15 protein-coding genes are annotated in these 20674 nt (G+C 51.6%); 1 reads left to right on the forward strand and 14 read right to left on the reverse strand.

Annotated elements, in window-relative coordinates:
- Positions 1-11: 11 nt before the first annotated feature.
- The 6 genes from ACTQ3A_RS06625 to ACTQ3A_RS06650 all read right to left on the reverse strand — a co-directional run bounded on the left by ACTQ3A_RS06625 (position 12) and on the right by ACTQ3A_RS06650 (position 8018).
- The gene (locus tag ACTQ3A_RS06625) at positions 12-1529 is read right to left on the reverse strand and encodes a xylulokinase (protein WP_441101360.1); all 1518 of its coding nucleotides are present in this window, start codon (positions 1527-1529) and stop codon (positions 12-14) included.
- Between the two features lie 18 nt (positions 1530-1547).
- Positions 1548-2222: a fructose-6-phosphate aldolase gene (locus tag ACTQ3A_RS06630; RefSeq protein WP_441101361.1), complete on the reverse strand. Its 675-nt coding sequence runs from the start codon at positions 2220-2222 to the stop codon at positions 1548-1550.
- Positions 2223-2616: 394 nt separating this feature from the next.
- On the reverse strand, positions 2617-2937 hold the full coding sequence (locus ACTQ3A_RS06635) for an ArsR/SmtB family transcription factor (RefSeq protein ID WP_441101445.1): 321 nt from the start codon (positions 2935-2937) through the stop codon (positions 2617-2619).
- Between the two features lie 172 nt (positions 2938-3109).
- The gene (locus tag ACTQ3A_RS06640; protein ID WP_441101446.1) at positions 3110-4999 is read right to left on the reverse strand and encodes a heavy metal translocating P-type ATPase; all 1890 of its coding nucleotides are present in this window, start codon (positions 4997-4999) and stop codon (positions 3110-3112) included.
- A 654-nt stretch (positions 5000-5653) separates the two neighbouring features.
- Positions 5654-7465, reverse strand: a complete 1812-nt coding sequence (locus ACTQ3A_RS06645; RefSeq protein ID WP_441101444.1) for an alpha-amylase family glycosyl hydrolase — start codon at positions 7463-7465, stop codon at positions 5654-5656.
- Between the two features lie 367 nt (positions 7466-7832).
- The gene (locus ACTQ3A_RS06650; RefSeq protein ID WP_441101443.1) at positions 7833-8018 is read right to left on the reverse strand and encodes a hypothetical protein; all 186 of its coding nucleotides are present in this window, start codon (positions 8016-8018) and stop codon (positions 7833-7835) included.
- Between the two features lie 266 nt (positions 8019-8284).
- On the opposite strand from ACTQ3A_RS06650, the gene ACTQ3A_RS06655 reads away from it, so the two are divergent.
- Positions 8285-9358: an AraC family transcriptional regulator gene (locus ACTQ3A_RS06655; RefSeq protein ID WP_441101442.1), complete on the forward strand. Its 1074-nt coding sequence runs from the start codon at positions 8285-8287 to the stop codon at positions 9356-9358.
- Positions 9359-9587: 229 nt separating this feature from the next.
- Here the strand turns inward: ACTQ3A_RS06655 and ACTQ3A_RS06660 are convergent, their stop codons facing one another.
- From ACTQ3A_RS06660 to ACTQ3A_RS06695, 8 genes are all read right to left on the reverse strand, one after another.
- Entirely contained in the window at positions 9588-11288 is a 1701-nt protein-coding gene (locus ACTQ3A_RS06660; protein ID WP_441101441.1) for a [FeFe] hydrogenase, group A, read from the reverse strand.
- A 10-nt stretch (positions 11289-11298) separates the two neighbouring features.
- Positions 11299-13179, reverse strand: coding sequence for an NADH-ubiquinone oxidoreductase-F iron-sulfur binding region domain-containing protein (locus ACTQ3A_RS06665; protein ID WP_441101440.1), 1881 nt, complete (start codon positions 13177-13179; stop codon positions 11299-11301).
- Positions 13172-13654 (reverse strand): complex I 24 kDa subunit family protein, encoded by a 483-nt coding sequence (locus tag ACTQ3A_RS06670; RefSeq protein ID WP_441101439.1) that lies wholly within the window; start codon positions 13652-13654, stop codon positions 13172-13174. The genes ACTQ3A_RS06665 and ACTQ3A_RS06670 overlap by 8 nt, the downstream gene beginning before the upstream one ends.
- 498 nt (positions 13655-14152) lie before the next feature.
- A complete protein-coding gene (locus tag ACTQ3A_RS06675) occupies positions 14153-15943 on the reverse strand; it encodes a peptide ABC transporter substrate-binding protein (protein ID WP_441101438.1) in 1791 nt (596 codons plus the stop codon).
- A gap of 220 nt (positions 15944-16163) precedes the next feature.
- Positions 16164-17210 (reverse strand): ABC transporter ATP-binding protein, encoded by a 1047-nt coding sequence (locus ACTQ3A_RS06680; protein WP_441101437.1) that lies wholly within the window; start codon positions 17208-17210, stop codon positions 16164-16166.
- Positions 17207-18214: an ABC transporter ATP-binding protein gene (locus ACTQ3A_RS06685; RefSeq protein ID WP_441101436.1), complete on the reverse strand. Its 1008-nt coding sequence runs from the start codon at positions 18212-18214 to the stop codon at positions 17207-17209. Before ACTQ3A_RS06685 ends, ACTQ3A_RS06680 begins: the two co-directional genes overlap by 4 nt.
- 251 nt (positions 18215-18465) lie before the next feature.
- Entirely contained in the window at positions 18466-19557 is a 1092-nt protein-coding gene (locus ACTQ3A_RS06690; RefSeq protein WP_441101435.1) for an ABC transporter permease, read from the reverse strand.
- 21 nt (positions 19558-19578) lie between these two features.
- Entirely contained in the window at positions 19579-20487 is a 909-nt protein-coding gene (locus ACTQ3A_RS06695) for an ABC transporter permease (protein WP_441101434.1), read from the reverse strand.
- Positions 20488-20674 lie beyond the last annotated feature (187 nt).

The following is a 20674-nucleotide window of genomic DNA, read 5'->3' on the forward strand; positions in this document are numbered from 1 at the left end:
CTTTTTCAGCATCACTCCTCATCCGCTCCCGGTTCATTCCGTTGCAGAGCTTCAAGCTCGTCGAACACCGGCTCCAGCGCATGATAGCTGTCGTCAAAAATTTTCTCCAAACACTGATAGTGCGCAGCATTCCGCAGATCCGGCAGAAAGACTCTGTCGCGCCTGAGAAAACGGCGCACCTCACTGAAATCCTGATACACCCCGACTCCGACTCCGGCAATCATCGCAGCCGCCATGGATGTCGCAGTATCAACGTGATCCGGAATGTTCAGCCGGACCTGCATGACGTCGGCAAGTATCTGACAGATTGTATCACTTCCGGCCCCTCCGCCCGTGAGAATCATATCCTCTATGTGCATCTGCCTGCGGTATGCCTTGAGAATCAGGTTCAGATTCATCGCGACGCCCTCGATAACCGCCCTCAAATACTCCGGTTTTCCGTGTTCCATACGCATACCGAGGAACGCGCCACTGCATTTTTCATTCCACCTCGGCGCACGCTCCCCAATCAGGTATGGCAAAAAAATCAGTCCGCCCGATCCGGGACCCGCTGCTTCCATCATGCGGTCAAGCTCCTCATAAGGCGTTCCCTCTTCCAGAAGACCGCGGATATACGAATAGGAGCTCCCCGCCGCCTGCATGGTCCCGCACGGCATGTATTTTCCCGGGATCACATGTGCAAAGCACATCAATATCCGGTCTTCATCTTCAAAAATCTGTTTCGAAGTTCCTCCGATCCAGGCGGATGTCCCGAAGGTGGCAAACAGCTCATCGTCCTTCACGCACCCGGCTCCAACGGCGGAACACGGGCCGTCTCCGCCTCCGCACATGACCGGCGTCCCTTCGCACAGCCCCGTCAGCTCCGAAGCCTTCCTCGTAACATACCCTGCCATGTCTACTGACTGGTGCAGCTCCGGAAACAAACATGCGTCTATACCAGACGCGTCCAAAATCGGCTCCGACCACTTCATGTGCCTCAGATCCAATGCGTTGGTTCCGGATGCATCCGAATAATCCGTCACAAATGCGCCGGTCAGCCGAAAGATAATATAGTCCTTCACCTGAAGAACTTTATATGTCTTGCGGTATACATCCGGTTCATGTTTCTTCAGCCACATGATTTTTTCCAGCGTGTAGCTCTCATTTGGTCTGTGTCCAGTAATCCTGCAGAAATCTTCAAATCCGATTTCCCGGGACAGAAATTCCTTTTCTCGGACAGCCCTGTGATCTGCCCAGATCATCGCGGGCCGAAGCGGCCTGCCTTCCCGGTCTACAGGAAGACAACACTGCATTTGCGCGGAAAAAGAAATCCCAAGCACGTCCGCCGGATCAATTTCCGAGATTGTTTTTCTTGTACCCTCTACAACAGCGCGCCACCAATACTCAGGATCCTGTTCCGCACAATGTTCTCCGAAGTAATGCACCGGATATGCAATCGTCGAGCTGCACACGCTGTTTCCATCCGTGTCAAAAAGCGTTACCTTGTCGCCGGATGTACCGAGATCATGGGCCAGCAGATATTTTGCCATTCACAGCACCCCCTGCCCTTAAAGCTCGTAGATTCTCCGGTCCCCGTAGACACTCTTCCAGTCATCGTCGAATCCCCGGACGGCATCTGCGATAAGAGGATTTTCCACCATCGCGGAAAAATAAGCCGGATCCGCCGTGCAGGCATCCGCTCCCGCCAGAAAGGCATCCATAATCTGCTGTGTGTTGTGAAAGCTCGCGGCAAGAATCTTCGTGCCCGTCCCATGCATCCGGAACAGATCCGCCATTTCTGCAATTGCCTCGCCTGCCCGTACATTGTTGTTATTCATCCGGTTAAAATACGGCGCCACATAGTCTGCACCGACCGATGATGCCAGCATCGCCTGCTGCGTCATGTACACGGCAGTTCCTGTCACCTTGAATCCTTTCTCCTTCAGTGTGCGGATCACGTGAAGTCCCGTTTCATTTACCGGAACCTTGATATAGGTATTCTCCGCGCCAAGCCGGTTCGCAATCACATCCGCCTCCCGCAGCATCCCCTCATAATCCTGCGCCGTCACCTGAACATGCAGCTGTTTCCCGCCGATCACGGAGCGGATCTCCTCAAGAATCTTCCAGAAATCCCCCTTCTCCTTTGAAATAATCGTCGGATTGCAGGTCACCCCCGTCAGATTCAGAATCTCGTTATACTTCCGGATCTTCTCAACATTCGCAGTATCAATTAAAATTTCCATGTCGTCTCCTTTCGTTTTCCCTTGCAAAAACTTTCGTTCATAACTTTTATTTATTTCGTATGATAAGTCAGTTGTACGTCCTCTGATATAAAATGTCAAGAAAATCTTGGCATCATTTGCATTTCCGTTTCACTTCGTACTCATACCTGTTGTCTTTGAAATCACATCCTTTCTGTTTCGCACGGCTTTACGTACGACGACCCTGTCTGCATTTTCGAAAAGCTTCGTTATGTATAATGTAAAAAAGCTACGAATTGTGCCGTACTGCGCAATCCTGCACAGCAAAAGATTCCACCGTCCGCTTTCTGCCGCATCCCGGCTTCGTTAATGGACTGTGGAATCTTCAAGTTTAAAAATTTATTTTCTGTGCAGGGCTTCGACCGATTCAAGCCCCTTACTCCTCGATATGCTCTCTCCCGACCCGGATGATCGTATGTACGTGTTCATCCGCAAGCGAATAAAAAATCTGTTTTCCGTCTCTTCTTGCTTCTACGAGCTTGGACTGCCGCAGGATCTTCAACTGGTGCGATACCGCGGACTGTGTCATATTCAGAAGCTCAGCGATCTCACCGACGCTCCGTTCCGAATCAAACAGAGCAAACAGAATCCTGATTCGCGTAGAGTCTCCGAAAACCTTAAACAGCTCGGCCAGATCGAACATCTCATTCTCATCCGGCATACAGCATGTTCTTTTCTGAACAATATTTTCTTTCATTTCAAATCCTTCTCCCGCTCATCCGGCATACAACAGGTTCTTTTCTGGACTGTATTTTCTTTCATTTCAAATCCTTTTCTCTCCATATCACTTTCTGCATACTTATTTTTTTACGCTGCGCCAGTAGAGCGTTCGCTATTTATCAAGACCCATTGATACACGGAAGGCAGTCTTATCCTTTCTTGTAGCTCAGTGTTCTCGTCGAGTTCAGGACACAGATCAGCAGTACTCCAGTATCCCCGAACACCGCGAGCCACATCGGCGCAAGTCCGACAGCTGCCAGAAGCAGGATAGCAATCTTGATTACAATCGCCAGCACAATATTCTGTCTCGCAATCCGTATGGTTTTTCTTGAAATCCGGATCGCTTTCTCTATCTTCGAAGGCTTGTCATCCATCAGGACTACATCTGCCGCCTCTATCGCGGCGTCCGATCCAAGTGCGCCCATGGCAACTCCGACATCTGCCCGTGCAAGGACAGGCGCATCGTTGATTCCGTCTCCTACGAATACAAGAGAGGTTCCGTCCGGTTTCTCATCAATCAGCCTCTCGACCTCGGATACCTTGTCCGCCGGAAAAAGCTCCGCTCTGTACTCGTCTAAGCCGAGGTCTGCAGCAACCTTTTCCGCAACCTTCTCCCGGTCTCCTGTAAGCATCACCGTCTTCCGGATACCGACCGCCTTCAGCGACGCGATCGCCTGCGCCGCATCCGGTTTTTCAACATCATTGATGTGGATATGACCTGCGTACTTACCCTCGATCGCTACATGAATGATTGTGCCCGGCTCATTGCAAATCTTCCACTTTGCGCCGACATCCTCCATCATCTTCTGATTGCCGACACACACCGTCTTTCCGTTTACCGCAGCACGGATTCCCCGGCCGGCAATTTCCTCTACATTCTCAACCTCACAGCCGTCATTTTCTTTTCCAAATGCCTGCCGCAGGGAGACAGCGATCGGATGAGTGGAATACCTTTCTACATGCGCCGCCAGGTGAAGCAGTTCCTTCGCTTCGATGCACTCCGGATGAAGCGTCGTCACTTCAAAAACACCCTTCGTCAGTGTTCCGGTCTTATCGAACACTACGGTATCCGCCCTGGAGAGAGCATCCATATATCCGGATCCCTTGATCAGAACACCGATTTTGGACGCGGCGCCGATTCCGCCGAAAAACGCAAGCGGTACGGAAACCACCAGCGCGCACGGGCAGGATACGATCAGGAAGGTCAGGGCGCGGAGCAGCCATGTGGCAAAATTCCCGACGAAATCGCCCGAAATAAGCGGCGGAAGAAAAGCCACCGCCACCGCTGCAAGCACGACAATCGGCGTGTAAACCCTGGCGAATTTTGAAATAAATTTTTCGCTCTTTGACTTCCTGCTCCCGGCATTCTCGACAAGTTTCAGAATCTTCGCGGCAGTTGACTCCCCGAATTCCTTTTCCACCTTCATCCGGAGAAGCCCGTTCTGATTCACGCATCCGGAAAGAATCACGTCTCCGGTTCTGACATCACGCGGCAAGCTCTCGCCGGTCAGCGCCACTGTGTCAAGACTTGAACTTCCCTCCACAACGATCCCGTCCATCGGGACTTTTTCTCCCGGCTTTACCACAAGGATATCACCGACCTTCACCTCCTCAGGATTTACCGTTTTCACTTCTCCGCCGCACTCCAGGTTCGCGGTATCCGGACGAATGTCGAGCAGCTGCGATACCGCCCTTCTGCTGTTGCCCTCGGCAATCCCCTCAAACAGCTCTCCAACCTGGAAAAACAGCATCACGAACACTGCCTCCGGAAACATCTCTTTGCCTCCCGGTACAAAACCGATCAGCAGCGCTCCGGCCGTCGCGACAGTCATCAGAAATGACTCGTCAAACACCTCGCCGTGAGCGATTCCTTCGCCGGCCTCCCGAAGGACATCGAATCCCGCTGCAATGTAAGGCACCAGATAGATCAGCAGACGCTGCCACATTTCCAGACCGGGAAGAGCACGGTTAATCAGGTATGCGGCGATCAGAAGCCCTGTTGAAACGACGATCTGAATCAGCTTCTGCTTTGGCTCCATCTCATCGTCTTCATCATCGTCATTATCTTCATCGTCATTCTCGTCGTCAGCATCATCTTCGGCCTTTTCTTTCTTCACAGGCTTCTGCCCTGATTTCCGTTGCTCTGACTCCTGCTGTTCTGACTGCGGCTGTCCTGAATTCTCCGATCCAGACCGCTTCTGTTCGGGCCTGTCATGTTCAGGCCCATCCTCTTCTAACTGTTCCTGTTCAGCCCGCTTCTTTCCGGACCGCTCCTGTTCTGACCGTTCTTGTTCAGCCCGCTCCTTTTCGGACCGCTCCTGCTCCTGTAACAGTTTCGCCGCGTCGAATTTCCTGGTCTCGGAATTCTTCAGCGCCTCCTCCCGCTCTTCTGCCAAGCGTTCCTCTTTCTCCTTCTGCTCTGTCTCCGCAGCCTTCACTTCCTGTGACACTTTCTCCGCGTCACAAATCAGCTCCGTTCTTTTCTTCCTGATGTCATCCATGTCGCTCATAGGCACCCCCTGGCTGTTAAAATTTCTTCATGTGGCAACAATATTTTCTTTTGATTTATTAAACATATGCTCAATCGTTCATATGTAATTTAAAAATACACCTGAGCCAGGTCTTTGTCAATGCTATTATAATGAAATTGACAGCAAAGCCACCGGACCAGCCGGTGGCTTTAAATACTGTTCTCATCGGAAGCTCTTTACCCAGTTCACCAGGGAATCATGCCAGATATTTTCCGCCACATCACGCTTCATCTGATCTGTGACAGGTCCATTCGACGCAAGTTTTGCCAAAATAGCCGCCTGCAGTTCCTCGACTGTCATCTCCTCATACGATTTTCCAGCCGCTTCCTTGAGAAGTCTCCCGGTCTTCTTCTCTATGCTTTCCTCCGAAACCTGCTCTCCAGGCTGCCGTATTCCGGATTCCGTCTCCGCTGTCAACGTATCCTTCATTTTGGAGTCTGCCCCGCATGCCGCGCCATCCTTCACTTCGGATTCCACCTCGCATGCCGCGCCATCCTTCATTTCGGATTCCTCCTCACATGCCGGAGTATCCGCAATGTCGGTTTCCTCCTCACATGCCGGAGTATCTATGTTTCCTGATTCTGCCTTGCATACCGATGTTTTCATGAAATCCGGGTTCTCCCCTTCCGCCGCCGGGATCCAGATCTCTCCGGAATTCGCCTTAATTGTGACAGTAATCTGCCCGTTCTGCGCGGTCACCGACGTTCCGGCAAGTCCTCCGATAAAATGTTCCCCACCCTCGGCAGATATCGTCATGGTAAAATCATTGTCGTCATTATTTACCGTGACCAGAACATTCTCCCCATTCCACTCCCTGGCAAACGCATACTGCCGGTTTGTCAGCAGAAGTTCCTTATACGCTCCATACGAAAGTGCCTTCACCGACTGCCGGATCCGTCCAAGCGCAGCGATTTCTCTCGTGATCGGGTTTGTTCTTACCGCATCCCTGTAATCATCGAGGTTCAGCTCCGGACGAAGCGACGCGTCGCTTCCCCATTCCTTGCGTCCCTCGATGCCGAACTCCGAGCCATAATAGATCGACGGCACTCCCGGAAGGGTATAGAGCAGGACATGTACCGGGAACATATGTGCCTTATTGTTCAGCTTTGTGTAAATCCGCTCCACATCATGATTGTCCACAAAATTGTAGAGACCGAGTCCGTCCGGCCGGTTGCCGCCCATTTCGTACAGTCTTCGTACCGTGTGCGCAATCTCAAAATAATTGTGCTCATTGTGTCCGGAATAGAGTGCCTTGTGCAGACAGTAATTCGTGACAGCGTGGAGCATCTCCGGATTTGACCACCGGATATAGTCGCCGTGGATGACCTCGCCCATCAGCCAGAAGTCCTTCTTCACCTCATTGGCGGTTCTGCGCAGACACTTCATAAAATCAAAATCCAGCACATCTGCCGCGTCCAGGCGAATGCCGTCCACGTCAAACTCCTTCACCCAGAACCGGATCGTATCACAGATGTAATTCTGAACCTCCGGATTTCTCTGGTTCAGCTTGACCAGCAGATTGTATCCGCCCCAGTTTTCATACGAAAATCCATCGTTGTACTCATTATTCCCGCCGAAATTTACATTGCAGTACCAGTCCCGATATGCAGAGCTCTCACGGTTCTTCTGCAGATCCCGGAACGCGAAGAAATCTCTCCCGGTATGGTTGAATACACCGTCAAAAATAACCCGGATTCCGGCCTTATGGCACCTTGACACGAACTCCTTCAGATCCTCGTTGTCTCCCAGTCTGCTGTCCAGTTTCCGGTAATCGGTGGTATCATATCCATGACTTGCCGATTCAAAAAGCGGTCCGATATACAGCGCGCTGCATCCGAGCTCCTTCATATGATCAATCCATGGGATCAGCTTCTTCATGCGGTGCACAGGCTCACTGTAGTCATTCTGCTTCGGCGCACCGGTAAGTCCCAAAGGATAAATATGATAAAAAACCGCTTCATCGTACCATGCCATAATGTATTTCTCCCTTCCTTATACAGTTCTCTCATTATATTCAGATCTACCTGTTTCCGTTCAACAGATAATCAGACATACCTGTTTCTGTTCACAGTGCCAGACAAGAACAATGTAGGTCATTCCGCTGAACACTCCGATCCATTATATAACATACAAAAAGAAATGGACAGAATTGCAACATATAAAAAGAAAAGACAGAAAAGCGGCAGTCTCAATCAAGAGATCCATCCGTTTTCTGTCCATTTTCCGATCCCCGGTTTTCTCCGGAGAAAAATATCTGTTCTGTTTGCATTGCTCAATAATCCTTCGCCGAAGCTCCGACACTTACCTTCCGGAGTCTCCGAATTGCGGTCTCCTGCTTTCATCAGAAGCCCATCGGATTACGATATCCGCTTCTTCTTGCGATATCACCGTAGAAATCAACAACCTCTCTCATATATGCATGGAAGCGATCCTTAAGAGATGTCTTTGTATTTCTTCCGTTATATACTCTTGCTGTGTTCTTTCCCATTACATTGTTGTTCTTTGTTGTTACGTTTGTGTTCATCATAATCTATATCCTCTCTTTCGTAATGATCTGTCTGTTGTGCAGGTTCTCAGGTGTTTCCAGTTGTTTTCAGGTCTTTACAGATCTTTTCAGGTCTTTCGCGACCTTTTCAGATCTTTTCAAATCTTTCCCGGTTTCCTGATTTCCTTGTTTCCTTGTTTCTTATTGCTTTGTTTCTTCCTTGCTGCAATTGTAAAATACCGCATATTCTGCTATACTTCGCATCAAAAGGAATAAAAAACCAATCAAATCTTGCAAGGAGGACCGCCGTGATACCAATTTACGAAGAAAGCGCCGATCATCTGCAGATCGTGAAGCAGAATTCTATTCATATTCCTCCCCATCTGCACCAGTCAATCGAAATCATTCTTGTGACGAACGGTTCGATTGTAGCCGGAACCGGAACCGACCTGTTCGAGATGAAGCCGGGTGATCTCGGCGTCATCTTCCCGAATCTCATTCACCACTATCAGGTTTTTTCCCAGGGCACGAATCAGCACGTCACCCTTCTGGCATCTCCTGCCTATTTCGGAATCTATGCAGACTTTCTTCGAAACTACGAGCCGGAGAATCCGGTGATCCCGAAGGAGCAGGTTCCGCCGAATGTAATCTATGCGCTGAAGAACCTGATGAAAATCAATCGCGAACATCTGTATTCCTCGCCTGATTTTCTCAATCCTACCCACGGAAATAATAATGTTCCCGAGCTTCCGCCGCAGGATCTGTCTGACCTGACAGAGAGCGAGGACACGGCTGTGTCTTCCGATGCATCAGATATCGCTGCGATGCAGAACCATGAAATCTGTTCTGTCACATCCGCGCCGAAGCACGCCTCCGACAGGACTGTCCCTCAAAGCACTGGTACAAAGTCTGGAAAGCTCTCCCGCTCCTCTCCATTGTCCGAGCAGCTGAACGCCGCCTGCATCAATACGCTGAACCACTCCTTCACACAAATCATTCTTGCCAGCAGTCTCCCTCTTCTGAAGCTGCAGAAAAGAACAGATCTGAAGGATCACGACATCGTATACCAGACAGCGGTGTACATATCCGCTCACTACCGGGAGGACATCTCTCTGACCACGATGTCGCAGGCGCTCGGAATCAGCCCATTTGCACTCTCCCGGGTCTTTTCCGGTGTGTTTCACCAGAATTTCAACCATTATCTCAACGATGTCCGGCTTCAGCATGCGTCCGCGCTTCTTGCAGACAGCGACCGGTCTGTCACGGATATCTACCTCGACTGCGGTTTCCAGAGCCAGGCGACCTTCAACCGCGCGTTCCAGGCCAGATACCACATGGCGCCAAGGGACTACAGAAAGCAGGCATCCCTCACCTCGCAGTGAGCAGACCGTTCCCGATCTACAAAATATATATTCAAACATATCCGTCCCGCTCTGCCCGCCCGGGCACCTGACCAGATCCGGTATACAAAATACATACTTAAACATATCTGTCCTGCTCTGCGCGCCTGGGTTCCTGACCTGATCCGCTCCGGCTCACAAAAGATATACACACACAGAAAGCCCTGTCAATCGTGACAGGGCTTTCCGCTTATCCTTTTATTTTCTTAATTCATTCCGCGCAGAATCTCTCGTTATGAAGCAGTTTGTGCTCCTTCCCCTTGAGCATTCCGTCGTAGAGTGACAGTATCGTCGGGTTCTCGTTGCACTTGCGGATCACCGAGCTGTGGTCAGCCTTATAGATGCCGTCTCTTCTGGCAGCCTTCGTGCGGTCGCCGGCAAGACGAGGCTGTCCTCCGCCCATGATACATCCGCGGCGGCAGGCCATCACCTCGATGAGATCGAAATGCTTCTCGCCGCTTTTCACCTGATCCATCACCTTTCCGGCATCCGCCAGTCCGGATACCACGCAGATCTTCAGTTCTCTGTCCTTATAGGGAACAGCAAACTCGCGGATAAACTCATCCTCACGCACGCCGCAGGCTGCGATCCGATCCAGCGTCTCCTGGTCATGTCCCTCTGTAATCCTGCGCAGAACCGCCTCGGTCACACCGCCGGATACACCGAAGATAACACCGCCGCCGGATCCAAGGCCGAATGGAACATCCGACGCCTCCGGTTCCAGATCCGCAAAATCGATTCCCGAGGTACGGATCATATCGATCAGTTCGGTCGTCGTCAGAACATAGTCCGTATCCTGCTCTCCGTCTGTGAAGCTGTTCGGTCTCTTCGCCTCCATCTTCTTCGCCGTACACGGCATGATGGATACCATGACCGTTCTTCTGCCGTCCGCATTATTCGCCGGATCACGATAATACTCCTTTGTAACCGCGGAGAGCATTCCCTGCGGCGAACGGCACGTCGAAACGTTCGGTGTGAGATCCGGGTACTGATCGCCGACAAACTTCACCCACGCCGGACAGCAGCTCGTCAGAAGCGGCAGTGTTCCGCCGTTTTCTACGCGGTCCACAAACTCCGAAGCCTCCTCCATAATGGTCAGATCCGCGCCGAACGTGGTATCATACACCTCGTCAAAACCAATTCGACGAAGTACGTTCGCGATCTTGCCCATCACACTCTTGCCCTTCGGAAGGCCGAAGGCAGCTCCCACCGCCACACGGACAGCCGGTGCTACCTGAGCGATCACGCGCACATCCGGATCTCCAAGAAGATTCCACACCTCTGTCCGGTTGTGGTGGATGCTGATCGCGCCTGTCGGACAGAATACACGGCACTGTCCGCAGTTTACGCAGTCGGTCTCTCCGATCGGCTTGTCAAACGCAGGCATAACCATGGCTTCCGCGCCGCGGTTCGCAAAATTGATCGCCTCGATTCCCTGCAGCTCACTGCATACTCGGACGCAGTTTCCGCAGAGGATGCATTTGTTCGGATCCCGTACAATCGACGGGGAGCTGAAATCCAGCGGCATCTGCTCCTTGTAGTTCTGGAAGCGCACATGCATGATGCCGAAACGCTTTGCCAGTGTCTGAAGATTACAGTCACCGCTTTTTTCACAGGTCAGACAGTCTCTGCAGTGCGCCGCCAGCAGAAGCTCAATGATCAGCTTGCGGTACTTGCGAAGCCTTTCCGTATTGGTGCGGATCACCATTCCGTCCCGGGGCTCCTCGGAGCAGGAGGCAAACATTCTTCCCCGCTCATCCTCAACCATGCACAGTCTGCACGCGCCAAACGTAGACAGCTCCGAGTGATAGCAGAGGGTGGGGATATCGATGCCCGCTTTTCTGATGATTGTAAGAAGATTTTTCTCGTCGGTAAATTCGACTTTTCTGCCGTCAATCGTTATAACTCCCATCTCATCCCTCCTATGCCTCAATATAAATCGCGTCGAACGCACAGTTGTCCTTGCAGGTCGAGCACTTGATACAGAGATCATTATCAATGTGATAGCACTCCTTGCGGACACCCGTGATCGCTCCGACCGGACAGTTCTTCGCGCACTTTCCGCAGCCGCGGCAGAATTCCGGATTGATCACAAACCGGCGCAGCGCGGTGCAGACCTTGGCACGACATTTTTTGTCCACGATATGCTCGATATATTCATCCCGGAAGGTATTCAGGGTACTCAGAACCGGCAGCGGCGCACTCTTGCCAAGTCCGCACAGAGACATGTTCTTCACCATTGTCGCCAGTTCCTCCAGGCGGTCCAGGTCCTCCAGCTCGCCCTTGCCGCCGACAATCTTCTCCAGTATTTCCAGCATGCGCTTTGTGCCCTCACGACATGGAACGCACTTTCCGCAGGACTCTCTCTGCGTGAAGCTCATGAAGAATCGGGCAACCTCCACCATACAGGTGCTGTCATCCATGACAACCAGACCGCCGGATCCGACGATCGCTCCGTATTTCTTCACCGTCTCAAAATCAAGCGGCACATCCAGATGGTCCTTCGTCAGGCATCCGCCGGAGGGGCCGCCGATCTGAACCGCCTTAAAGGTTCCGCCGTCCTTCATTCCGCCTCCGATGTCAAAAATGATCTCGCGAAGCGTTGTTCCCATCGGGACCTCGATCAGACCGGTATTCTGAATGGAGCCGGTCAGAGAGAAGGTCTTCGTACCGGGGGAACTCTCGGTTCCGATGCTGCGGTACCAGTCTGCACCCTGAAGTACGATTTTCGGTACGTTCGCATAGGTCTCGACATTGTTCAGAACAGTCGGTTTCGCCCACAGGCCCTTCTCAACCGTTCTCGGCGGCTTAACTCTCGGCATGCCCCGGTTTCCTTCGATTGACGCGGTCAGAGCAGAGCCCTCACCGCAGACGAACGCGCCGGCACCGCGGTTGATGTGCATATGGAAGTTGAAATCGGTTCCCAGGATGTGATCACCGAGCAGCCCCTTGTCCTCCAGCTCCGCGATCGCGTGGCGCAGCCTTGCAACGGACATCGGGTACTCCGCACGCACATAGATGTATCCGTTTTCACTGCTCACCGCGTATCCGGCGATCATCATTCCCTCGATCAGCTTGTAGGGATCTCCCTCCATGACGGAGCCATCCATGAATGCTCCCGGGTCTCCCTCGTCACCATTGCAGACGACATAGCGCTCCTTCTCCTTCTGACGCGCCACCTGCTTCCATTTTCTTCCGGTGGGGAATCCACCGCCGCCTCTTCCTCTGAGTCCGGACCGGTCGACCTCATCGACGATTTCCTCCGGCTTCATCTCAAAGAGTGCCTTCTGGAATGCCTGAAATCCTCCGGACGCAAGGTACTCATCCAGCGACTCCGAATCGTACTTTCCGCAGTTTTCCAGAACAATCCGGGTCTGCTTCGCAATAAAAGGAATCTCATCCGGCGAAGTATATGTCACGCCCTTCTGCTTGTACAGCAGGCTCTCAATGACATCATCGCCCATAACAGTGCGGTTGAAAATCTCCTGACAGTCGGACGGCTGTACCTTCGTATACTGCACAACCTTATCGCCCTTCTGAATTCTCACAAGCGGTCCGAGCTCACAGACGCCCTGGCAGCCGGTCTTCCGGACTCCCAGATGTGCCTCCGGACCATGGGATCCGAACTCCAGGGTCACTCCCGGCGTATCCCCAACGATACGCATGAATTCTTCATATACCTTCTCAGAACCGGACGCGATACAGCCGGTACCGGAACAGACGAGTATACGGCAGTCATAGGAAGCCATTACTTCATTGGCAAGCTCTGTTCTCTTCTTCAGATCCTCTCTCGTTCTAATCATTCCGGTCACCTCGCAGTTCATGAATCAGCTCCAGCGCCGATTCCGGCGTCATCTTCGGATGAACCTCCTCGTTAACCATGACCGTCGGAGCCAGTCCGCATGCTCCGAGGCACGAAACCGTTTCAACGGTAAAAAGCATGTCGTCCGTCGTGTGTTTCTTCGCGCTCAGCCCGAGCTCCTTCTGGAACGCCTCCAGAATCGGTGCGGATTTTCTGACATGACAGGCCGTGCCGTCACAAACCTTGATTACATACTTTCCCTTCTCCTCGAACGAAAAGTTCTCGTAGAATGTAGCCACGCTGTAAGCCTTGGACTCACTGATACCGATCTGCTTCGCCACGTAGGTCAGCAGCTCGCCCGGCAGGTATCGATATTCCGCCTGAATATCCTGCATAATCGGAATCAGCGACGATGGCTTTTTTCCATAGCCGGCAATAATTTCATCCGCCTTTTTGTAGTAGCATTCTTCCAGCATACCATCCCTCCTTATCCATGCGGCCCTTACGGGCCACTGTTTTTGGCCATGCTTCGATTATATCGCAAATAAGATGAAACATAAACAATATATATGTAAATATTTCAATTATTTTGTATCTTATGATGGTTTTAAGCCTCTATTTCAGAATTTTGTATTGTAAAATTAGCCAAACTCAACTCTCGAAATGCAAGTGCATTCATTGCATTTGCATCACACCGTTTTTTCTCCGTGGCAGTTCCTGATGGTGACGTTTTCATGAATCACAGCCTATGAAATGTGTGCGGACCGTATGGCAGACTCGCCGAAAACGAGATAAAACACGCTGTGCGAGTTTTATCTCGCTATCGCGACGCTCGCCGCACACGAATACTTCGCATTCGGCTGCGGCTCACTGTTCGCGTAAATTAAAAACGAGACCGCCCGGGAATTTCCCGGACGGTCTCGTCCACAATCAGCATATGTGATTCATTTCATTCACACTGCGAACAGAAGCTGTTACTGCGCAGTCTTTGTTGCGTACATGAAGTACTTGTTGCCGGTCTTGGTCATGTATACGCCGGAAACGTTGGACTTCATCATGTAGATATCGTTGTAGAAGTAGAGCGGGATTACCGCGTTGGTATCCATCAGCATCTTCTCGGCCTTTACAAGGTCATCGGTACGTTTTGCGGTGTCTACCTCTGTGCGTGCTTCCTCAAGAAGCTTGTCATAGTCCGCCCAGTTCTGCGGTGCCGCAGAGGTCGGGTTCTTGCCGAACTGCATATCGTTGTTTCCGCTGCTGGTCTGGAATACCTCAAGCATGTTGGAAGGATCATCATAGTCTGCAACCCATCCGCCACGGCACATCGTGTAATTTCCATTCTGACGGTCGGAAATGAATACCTTCCAGTCCTCAGTCTTGATGTTTACTTCGATTCCAAGCTTGCTCAGGTCGTCCTGAATCAGCTGAGCGGCCTTCTCATTGGTTGAACCGGAGTTCGTCAGGTACTCAATGGAAATCGGTGTAGACGGTGTATAGGTTCCATCACCATTATCGGTAAAGGTGTAGCCGGTAGCGCTCTCCAGAAGCTTTACAGCCTCCTCAACGTTGTCAGCTCCTGTGGTAGCAGCGTCATAATATGTCTGAGACCAGGTGCCGCCGTTTCCGTCAGACATAGCGGACGGAACATAGGAACCTGCCGGCTCCTGACCGGTCTGACCTACGGTATCGGCAAGATACTGTCTGTCGATAACCAGAGAGCATGCCTTACGGAAATCACTTGCCTGCTGCTCGGTCATTCCGTCAAAGAGAGATGCATTGACATTGAAACCGGTGTATACAGTTCCAAGCATATCCGCGATATAGAAATCAGAGAAGTCCTTTACATTCGGAACCTCGTCGGTGGAAATATTATCGATGAAATCAAGATCTCCGCTGTTATATGCCGCAAAGGTAGCGGTGTCATCCGCGGAAAGCATGAAGTTCAGCTTATCGATGGTTACGTTGTCCGCATCATAGAAGTTCGGGTTCTTTGTATATTCCATGGATGCGTCATGATTCCATGCTGTGCAGGTGTAAGCACCGTTGGATACAAAGCCTGCCTCAGCAGCCCAGTTGCCGGGATTGTCGCCGTTCGGGTCTGCCGCTTCAACGGATGCCTGCGGAACCGGATCAAATACCGGGAACGCAAGAAGCTGGTCGAAGTATGCGCACGGATTGTTCAGTGTGATGGTCAGTGTGTAATCGTCCGGAGCTTCTACTTTAAGCGTTCCGTCATCATTTTTCGCGATAACGTCAAAAAGATATCCGTAATCCGCCGCGGTGTCCGGGTTTGCCGCACGGTTCCAGCTGTATACAAAATCTTTTGCCGTCAGGTCTGTGCCATCGGACCACTTTGTCTGCTTCAGCTTGATGGTCCACTGGGTTCCGTCATCGGAGATCTGCGGATCGCCGTCCGCGATCGCCGGCGTGAGCTTGTCATCCTTGTCATAAGTGTACAGACCTACGAAGGAGTTGACTGCCAGGCAGGCACCGTCAACGGTGTTGTTCAGCGCCGGATCCAGATGCTGCGGCTCAGACGCGAGGTTAATGTACAGTGTGCTTGCGTCAGAATTCAGCTTTGCGCTGGAAGGAGTCTTATCTCCGCTATTGCCGCCTGCCGCTTCACTTCCTGTGCTTGTTGCTGCAGCTGCATTCGAACCGGAAACAGCGTTGCCTCCCTCCTTGAGAGAACCGGCATTTCCACACGCGCCGAGGCCGACTGCCATGGCAGACGCCAGCACTAATGCGACTAACTTCTTTTTCATATTTCTTCCTCCTGATTTCTGCTATCTGTTGACAGATAGATATTTATGTCAAACTCCCCTGCGGGAGATGTGACCCCAAAAAGCCATTGATATGCAAATAATGGTTCATGTCAGACTCCCCTGCGGGAGATATGACCGCAAAAGATCAATACGGAATATTCGGCCTGTTAATTACTCCCTCCTGCCGATTCCGCATATATTCTTGCTGATACCGCATCATTTACCGGTTCCAGCACGCACACCTGTGTCCGTTTCCCCTGTCTGTCAGAGGCGGTCTTTCCTGCGTACACTTCTCTGTCGCATACTTGCAGCGCGTACGGAACGGACAACCCGTCGGCATATGAAGAGGACTTGGCACATCGCCCTCCAGAATGATCCGATGGCTGTGTCTGGCCGTTTCCGGATCCGGAATCGGAATCGCGGAAAGCAGAGACAGCGTGTACGGATGAATCGGATGATTCATCAACTCGTCCGCGTCCGCAATCTCCATCATGTGTCCGAGATACATAACCGCAATACGATCGGAGATGTGCTGCACAACCAGAAGGTCATGCGCAATGAAGAGATACGCGATGCCCAGCTGATCCTGCAGATCCTCAAACATGTTCAGAACCTGCGCCTGAATCGATACGTCCAGAGCAGATACCGCCTCATCGCAGACGATGAAGGACGGATTCACAGCCAGCGCACGGGCAATGCCGATTCGCTGTCTCTGTCCGCCGGAAAACTCATGTGCGTAGCGCATCGCATGCTCAGCATTCAATCCGACGGTCTCCAGGAGCTTTAAGATCTTCTCTCTCCGCTCCTGTCTGTTCTTGTACAGGTGATGGGTGTCCAGCGGCTCTCCGACGATGTCCTCAACGGTCATACGGGGATCCAGCGAAGAATACGGATCCTGGAATACCATCTGCATCTTCTTCCGGTAGGGAAGCATGTTTACCTCAACACGCTTTCCCTTCTTCGGCCTGCCATTTGAATCGAGAACCGGATTCCCGTCCTCATCGTACACATCGCCGCTGTCGAAGAGCACCTGATCCTCGAAGGTGATCCGTCCTGCCGTCGGCTCATACAGCCGCAGAAGTGTGCGGCCGACCGTCGTCTTGCCGCATCCGGATTCTCCTACCAGCCCCAGGGTCTCACCCGGCATGATCTCAAAGCTGATATCATCTACTGCCTTCAGCGGAATCTTATGAAAGCCCTGAGATACCGGGAAATACTGCTTCAGATGCTCTACCTTAAGGAGCGGCTTTTTTTCCTTGTCACTCATGCCTTTACCTCCTCATTTTCATACAGGTCCATCACATTCATCCAGCAACTCGCCCGATGCTCAGGCCCTACCTGGTACTCGTCCGGAACCTTTTCCAGACAAATCTTCATGGCATTTTCACACCGCGGGCAGAAAGCACAGCCCTTCGGCATGTTAAGGAGGTTGATCGGCGTTCCTCCGATCGGAACCAGCCGTTCATTCATGTTTTCGGTCGTCGGAATGGAACGCAGCAGCCCCTTCGTATACTCATGCGCCGGATGATAAAAAATAGCATCCGCGGTGCCGCGCTCGCAGACACGTCCGCCGTACATAACGATGATCTCATCACACATGGACGCAATGACGCCCAGGTCATGCGTAACCATGATAATCGCCATACCCATCTTCTTCTGCAGATCCTGCATCAGCTCCAGAATCTGCGCCTGAATCGTCACATCCAGCGCTGTGGTCGGCTCATCCGCGATCAGAATATCCGGCTCACAGCAGAGCGCCATGGCAATCATGACACGCTGGCGCATGCCTCCGGAGAGCTCGTAGGGATACTGCTTCATCCGGCTCTCCGGCTCGTTCACTCCGACGAGTGTCAGCATCTCAACCGCCCGCTTCCAGGCCTCGTCCTTATTCTTGTTCGTGTGAAGAAGAATCGCCTCCTTCAGCTGATAACCAATCGTAAACACCGGATTCAGGGAAGTCATCGGATCCTGGAAAATGATCGACACCTTCTCGCCGCGGTACTTCGACAGCTTCTTCTCATCCCACTTCGTGATATCCTCGCCCTTGTAGCGGATCTCCCCCTCCACCACCTTTCCGGTCTCGGCGAGAATCTGCATGATTGAATACGCGGTTACTGATTTTCCGGATCCCGACTCTCCCACGATTCCGAGGGTCTTGCCTTTCTCCAGGTTAAATGTGACTCCGTTGACTGCCTTTACCTCACCGGCATCTGTAAAAAAGCTTGTATGGAGGTTATCAACCTCCAATAGTAAATTATTTTCTTCAGACATGATTTTCTCTGTCCTTTCATCCTTTCTGATTTCCGGAAAAAATCAGGTAGCATTTTTCCGGTAAACACCGCACCTCTCAGGAAATTCTCCTGGAACCTACATCCGGCGCCGTCGAGCAGCACCCATTCTGGTATAAGACCCATAGGTTCGCCATACCGCAGCTTTTATCCGGCACCGTCGAGCAGCGTCCCTGCCTGGCATACACCCGCCCAGAGGCTCGACATACCCCAGCTCCGGCAATGCCGGATCTGTCAGTTCAGCTTCGAGTCAAACGCGTCCCGGAGCCCGTCGCCGATCAGGTTCAGCGCAAGAACGATGACTACGATAACCAGAGCGGGAACCAGCAGACGGTATGGCGCAGAGGTAATCGTGGCCCGGGCATCATTTGCCAGGGATCCGAGGGATGTCATCGGAAGATTGACACCAAGTCCGAGGAAGGAAAGGTAGCTTTCGGTGAAAATAGCACTCGGCACCTGAAGCGCCGTTGTAATGATAATGATGGAAAGTACATTCGGCACGACATGCTTTCTCATGATCTGACCATTCGGCGTTCCGATCGCTTTTGCCGCGAGAATGTACTCATTGTTCTTGATCGAAAGAATCTGTCCTCTGACCAGCCGGGCCATGCCGACCCAGTACAGGAGGGCAAACACGATAAACATCGCCAGCATGTTGCCGCCGAGCTTGGCGAGCACGGTTCCCTTAATCAGAGGTGTCAGCCGCGCGTTCAGCACCACGGACAGAAGAATGATGATCAGCATATCCGGCAGAGAATAGATGATATCGACAATACGCATCATGATCAGGTCCACCTTGCCGCCGAAATATCCGGAGATCGTTCCGTAGAGGACACCGATGATCAGAACCATGACCGCCGATACGACACCGACAGACAGGCTGACTCTCGTTCCGTATACGACACGGATGAAGTAATCACGCCCCAGGGAATCGGTTCCAAGAATGTGTGGAAAAAGTCTCACTCCGGTGCTCTGCATGTACTGCAGCTCCCGCTGCGAATAGTACATTGGCGGCAGATTGACCGCCGTACCGTCACGATGACCGTTCACGGTAATCATGTCACTGTAGCTGTACGGAACAATCATCGGGATCACGATGATCGCCACAATCAGAAGGATGAGCACAACGATGGAAGCCATCGCCATGTGGTTTTTTCTCAGACGGCGGAGTCCGTCCTTCAGAAATGTAGAGGACTCCCCCATAACATCCTGCTGTTTCTTCTCCTCATCGGTTGCCTTTTCAAAATTCTTCTTATTAAATTTGCTCAGATCGATCTGCGCAGACAGAATCTGGCGTTTCTTGTATATATTCTCTGTTTCAGTCATTTCAAAGCTCCTTCTGTGCGATCATTCAAAATTGATTCTCGGATCGATCAGCTTGTATACAATATCGGTAATCAGGTTTGCAACGATCATCAGAACCGCGAGGAAGATCGTTGTCGCCATGATCACGGAGTAGTTCCGGTCGGTAATGGCTTTCACAAAATAGGTTCCAAGGCCCGGAACAGTGAAGATTGTCTCCACGACCATCGATCCTGTGATGATATATGCAATCTGCGGTCCGAGATAGGTCACAACAGGAATCAGACCGTTCTTCAGCGCGTGCACGAAAATGATCTTTGACCGGCTGACGCCCTTCGCACGCGCGGTGCGGATATAGTCCTGACTCAGCGCGTCCAGCATCGATGTCTTCGTCAGACGCGTAATATACGCCGTCGGATAGACAGCCAGAGAAATCACGGGAAGCACAAGGCTCGGATTTGAGCTGAATACCGGGAAAATCGCAAGCTGCACACAGAACACCAGAAGCAGCAGAGTTGCCAGAATAAAGGAAGGCATCGCCGTACCCAGCGTCGTGAAGAAGATAATGATACGATCCGGCACCTTATTCCGCTTCAGCGCAGCAATGGAACCGAGAATCACGCCGAATACAACAGCGATGATCATGGCGATTCCGCCGAGCTTCGCGGAAACCGCAAACTTGGAGAAAAGATCCGGTCCGATCTCTCTTCCGTTCTTCATATCAATTCCCCAGTCTCCATGCAGAAGATTTCTCATATAGAGAAGGTACTGCTCCCCCAGGGGCTTATCCAGATTGTACCGCTTTGTCAGCGCGTCCATAACCGCCTGGCTCGGAGCCTTCTCCGCCGTGAAAGGCCCTCCCGGGATCAGGTTCATAACAAAGAATGTGATGAGTGTAACGATGATGATGGACGCAATCGCCAGCACCACACGTTTTACCATGTACTTAGTCAATTTTTCCTCCTCTTTTCTAAGCAGAGACTGCCTCGGTGCTGTGTAACCTCTGTCTTTCTTCTAAATTAACGCTTTACAGTAATAAAGAAAAAAAAAGTGTACAGATCGAGATCTGCACAGCTTGTACATCATGTCTGCTTATTTTATTCTACACTTATTCGAATGATAATAAATACTATATAAAAAA

Origin of the sequence: Bilifractor sp. LCP21S3_F8, from assembly GCF_052117805.1 — a bacterium.
Lineage (GTDB): Bacteria > Bacillota > Clostridia > Lachnospirales > Lachnospiraceae > Bilifractor.

What these genes read in the sequence shown, in the direction of transcription:
- ACTQ3A_RS06625 (WP_441101360.1), bottom strand. Translation starts at nt 1,529, where the DNA reads ATGGCAAAATATCTGCTGGCCCATGATCTCGGTACATCCGGCGACAAG.
- ACTQ3A_RS06630 (WP_441101361.1), bottom strand. Translation starts at nt 2,222, where the DNA reads ATGGAAATTTTAATTGATACTGCGAATGTTGAGAAGATCCGGAAGTAT.
- ACTQ3A_RS06635 (WP_441101445.1), bottom strand. Translation starts at nt 2,937, where the DNA reads ATGAAAGAAAATATTGTTCAGAAAAGAACATGCTGTATGCCGGATGAG.
- ACTQ3A_RS06640 (WP_441101446.1), bottom strand. Translation starts at nt 4,999, where the DNA reads ATGGAGCCAAAGCAGAAGCTGATTCAGATCGTCGTTTCAACAGGGCTT.
- ACTQ3A_RS06645 (WP_441101444.1), bottom strand. Translation starts at nt 7,465, where the DNA reads ATGGCATGGTACGATGAAGCGGTTTTTTATCATATTTATCCTTTGGGA.
- ACTQ3A_RS06650 (WP_441101443.1), bottom strand. Translation starts at nt 8,018, where the DNA reads ATGATGAACACAAACGTAACAACAAAGAACAACAATGTAATGGGAAAG.
- ACTQ3A_RS06660 (WP_441101441.1), bottom strand. Translation starts at nt 11,288, where the DNA reads ATGGGAGTTATAACGATTGACGGCAGAAAAGTCGAATTTACCGACGAG.
- ACTQ3A_RS06665 (WP_441101440.1), bottom strand. Translation starts at nt 13,179, where the DNA reads ATGATTAGAACGAGAGAGGATCTGAAGAAGAGAACAGAGCTTGCCAAT.
- ACTQ3A_RS06670 (WP_441101439.1), bottom strand. Translation starts at nt 13,654, where the DNA reads ATGCTGGAAGAATGCTACTACAAAAAGGCGGATGAAATTATTGCCGGC.
- ACTQ3A_RS06675 (WP_441101438.1), bottom strand. Translation starts at nt 15,943, where the DNA reads ATGAAAAAGAAGTTAGTCGCATTAGTGCTGGCGTCTGCCATGGCAGTC.
- ACTQ3A_RS06680 (WP_441101437.1), bottom strand. Translation starts at nt 17,210, where the DNA reads ATGAGTGACAAGGAAAAAAAGCCGCTCCTTAAGGTAGAGCATCTGAAG.
- ACTQ3A_RS06685 (WP_441101436.1), bottom strand. Translation starts at nt 18,214, where the DNA reads ATGTCTGAAGAAAATAATTTACTATTGGAGGTTGATAACCTCCATACA.
- ACTQ3A_RS06690 (WP_441101435.1), bottom strand. Translation starts at nt 19,557, where the DNA reads ATGACTGAAACAGAGAATATATACAAGAAACGCCAGATTCTGTCTGCG.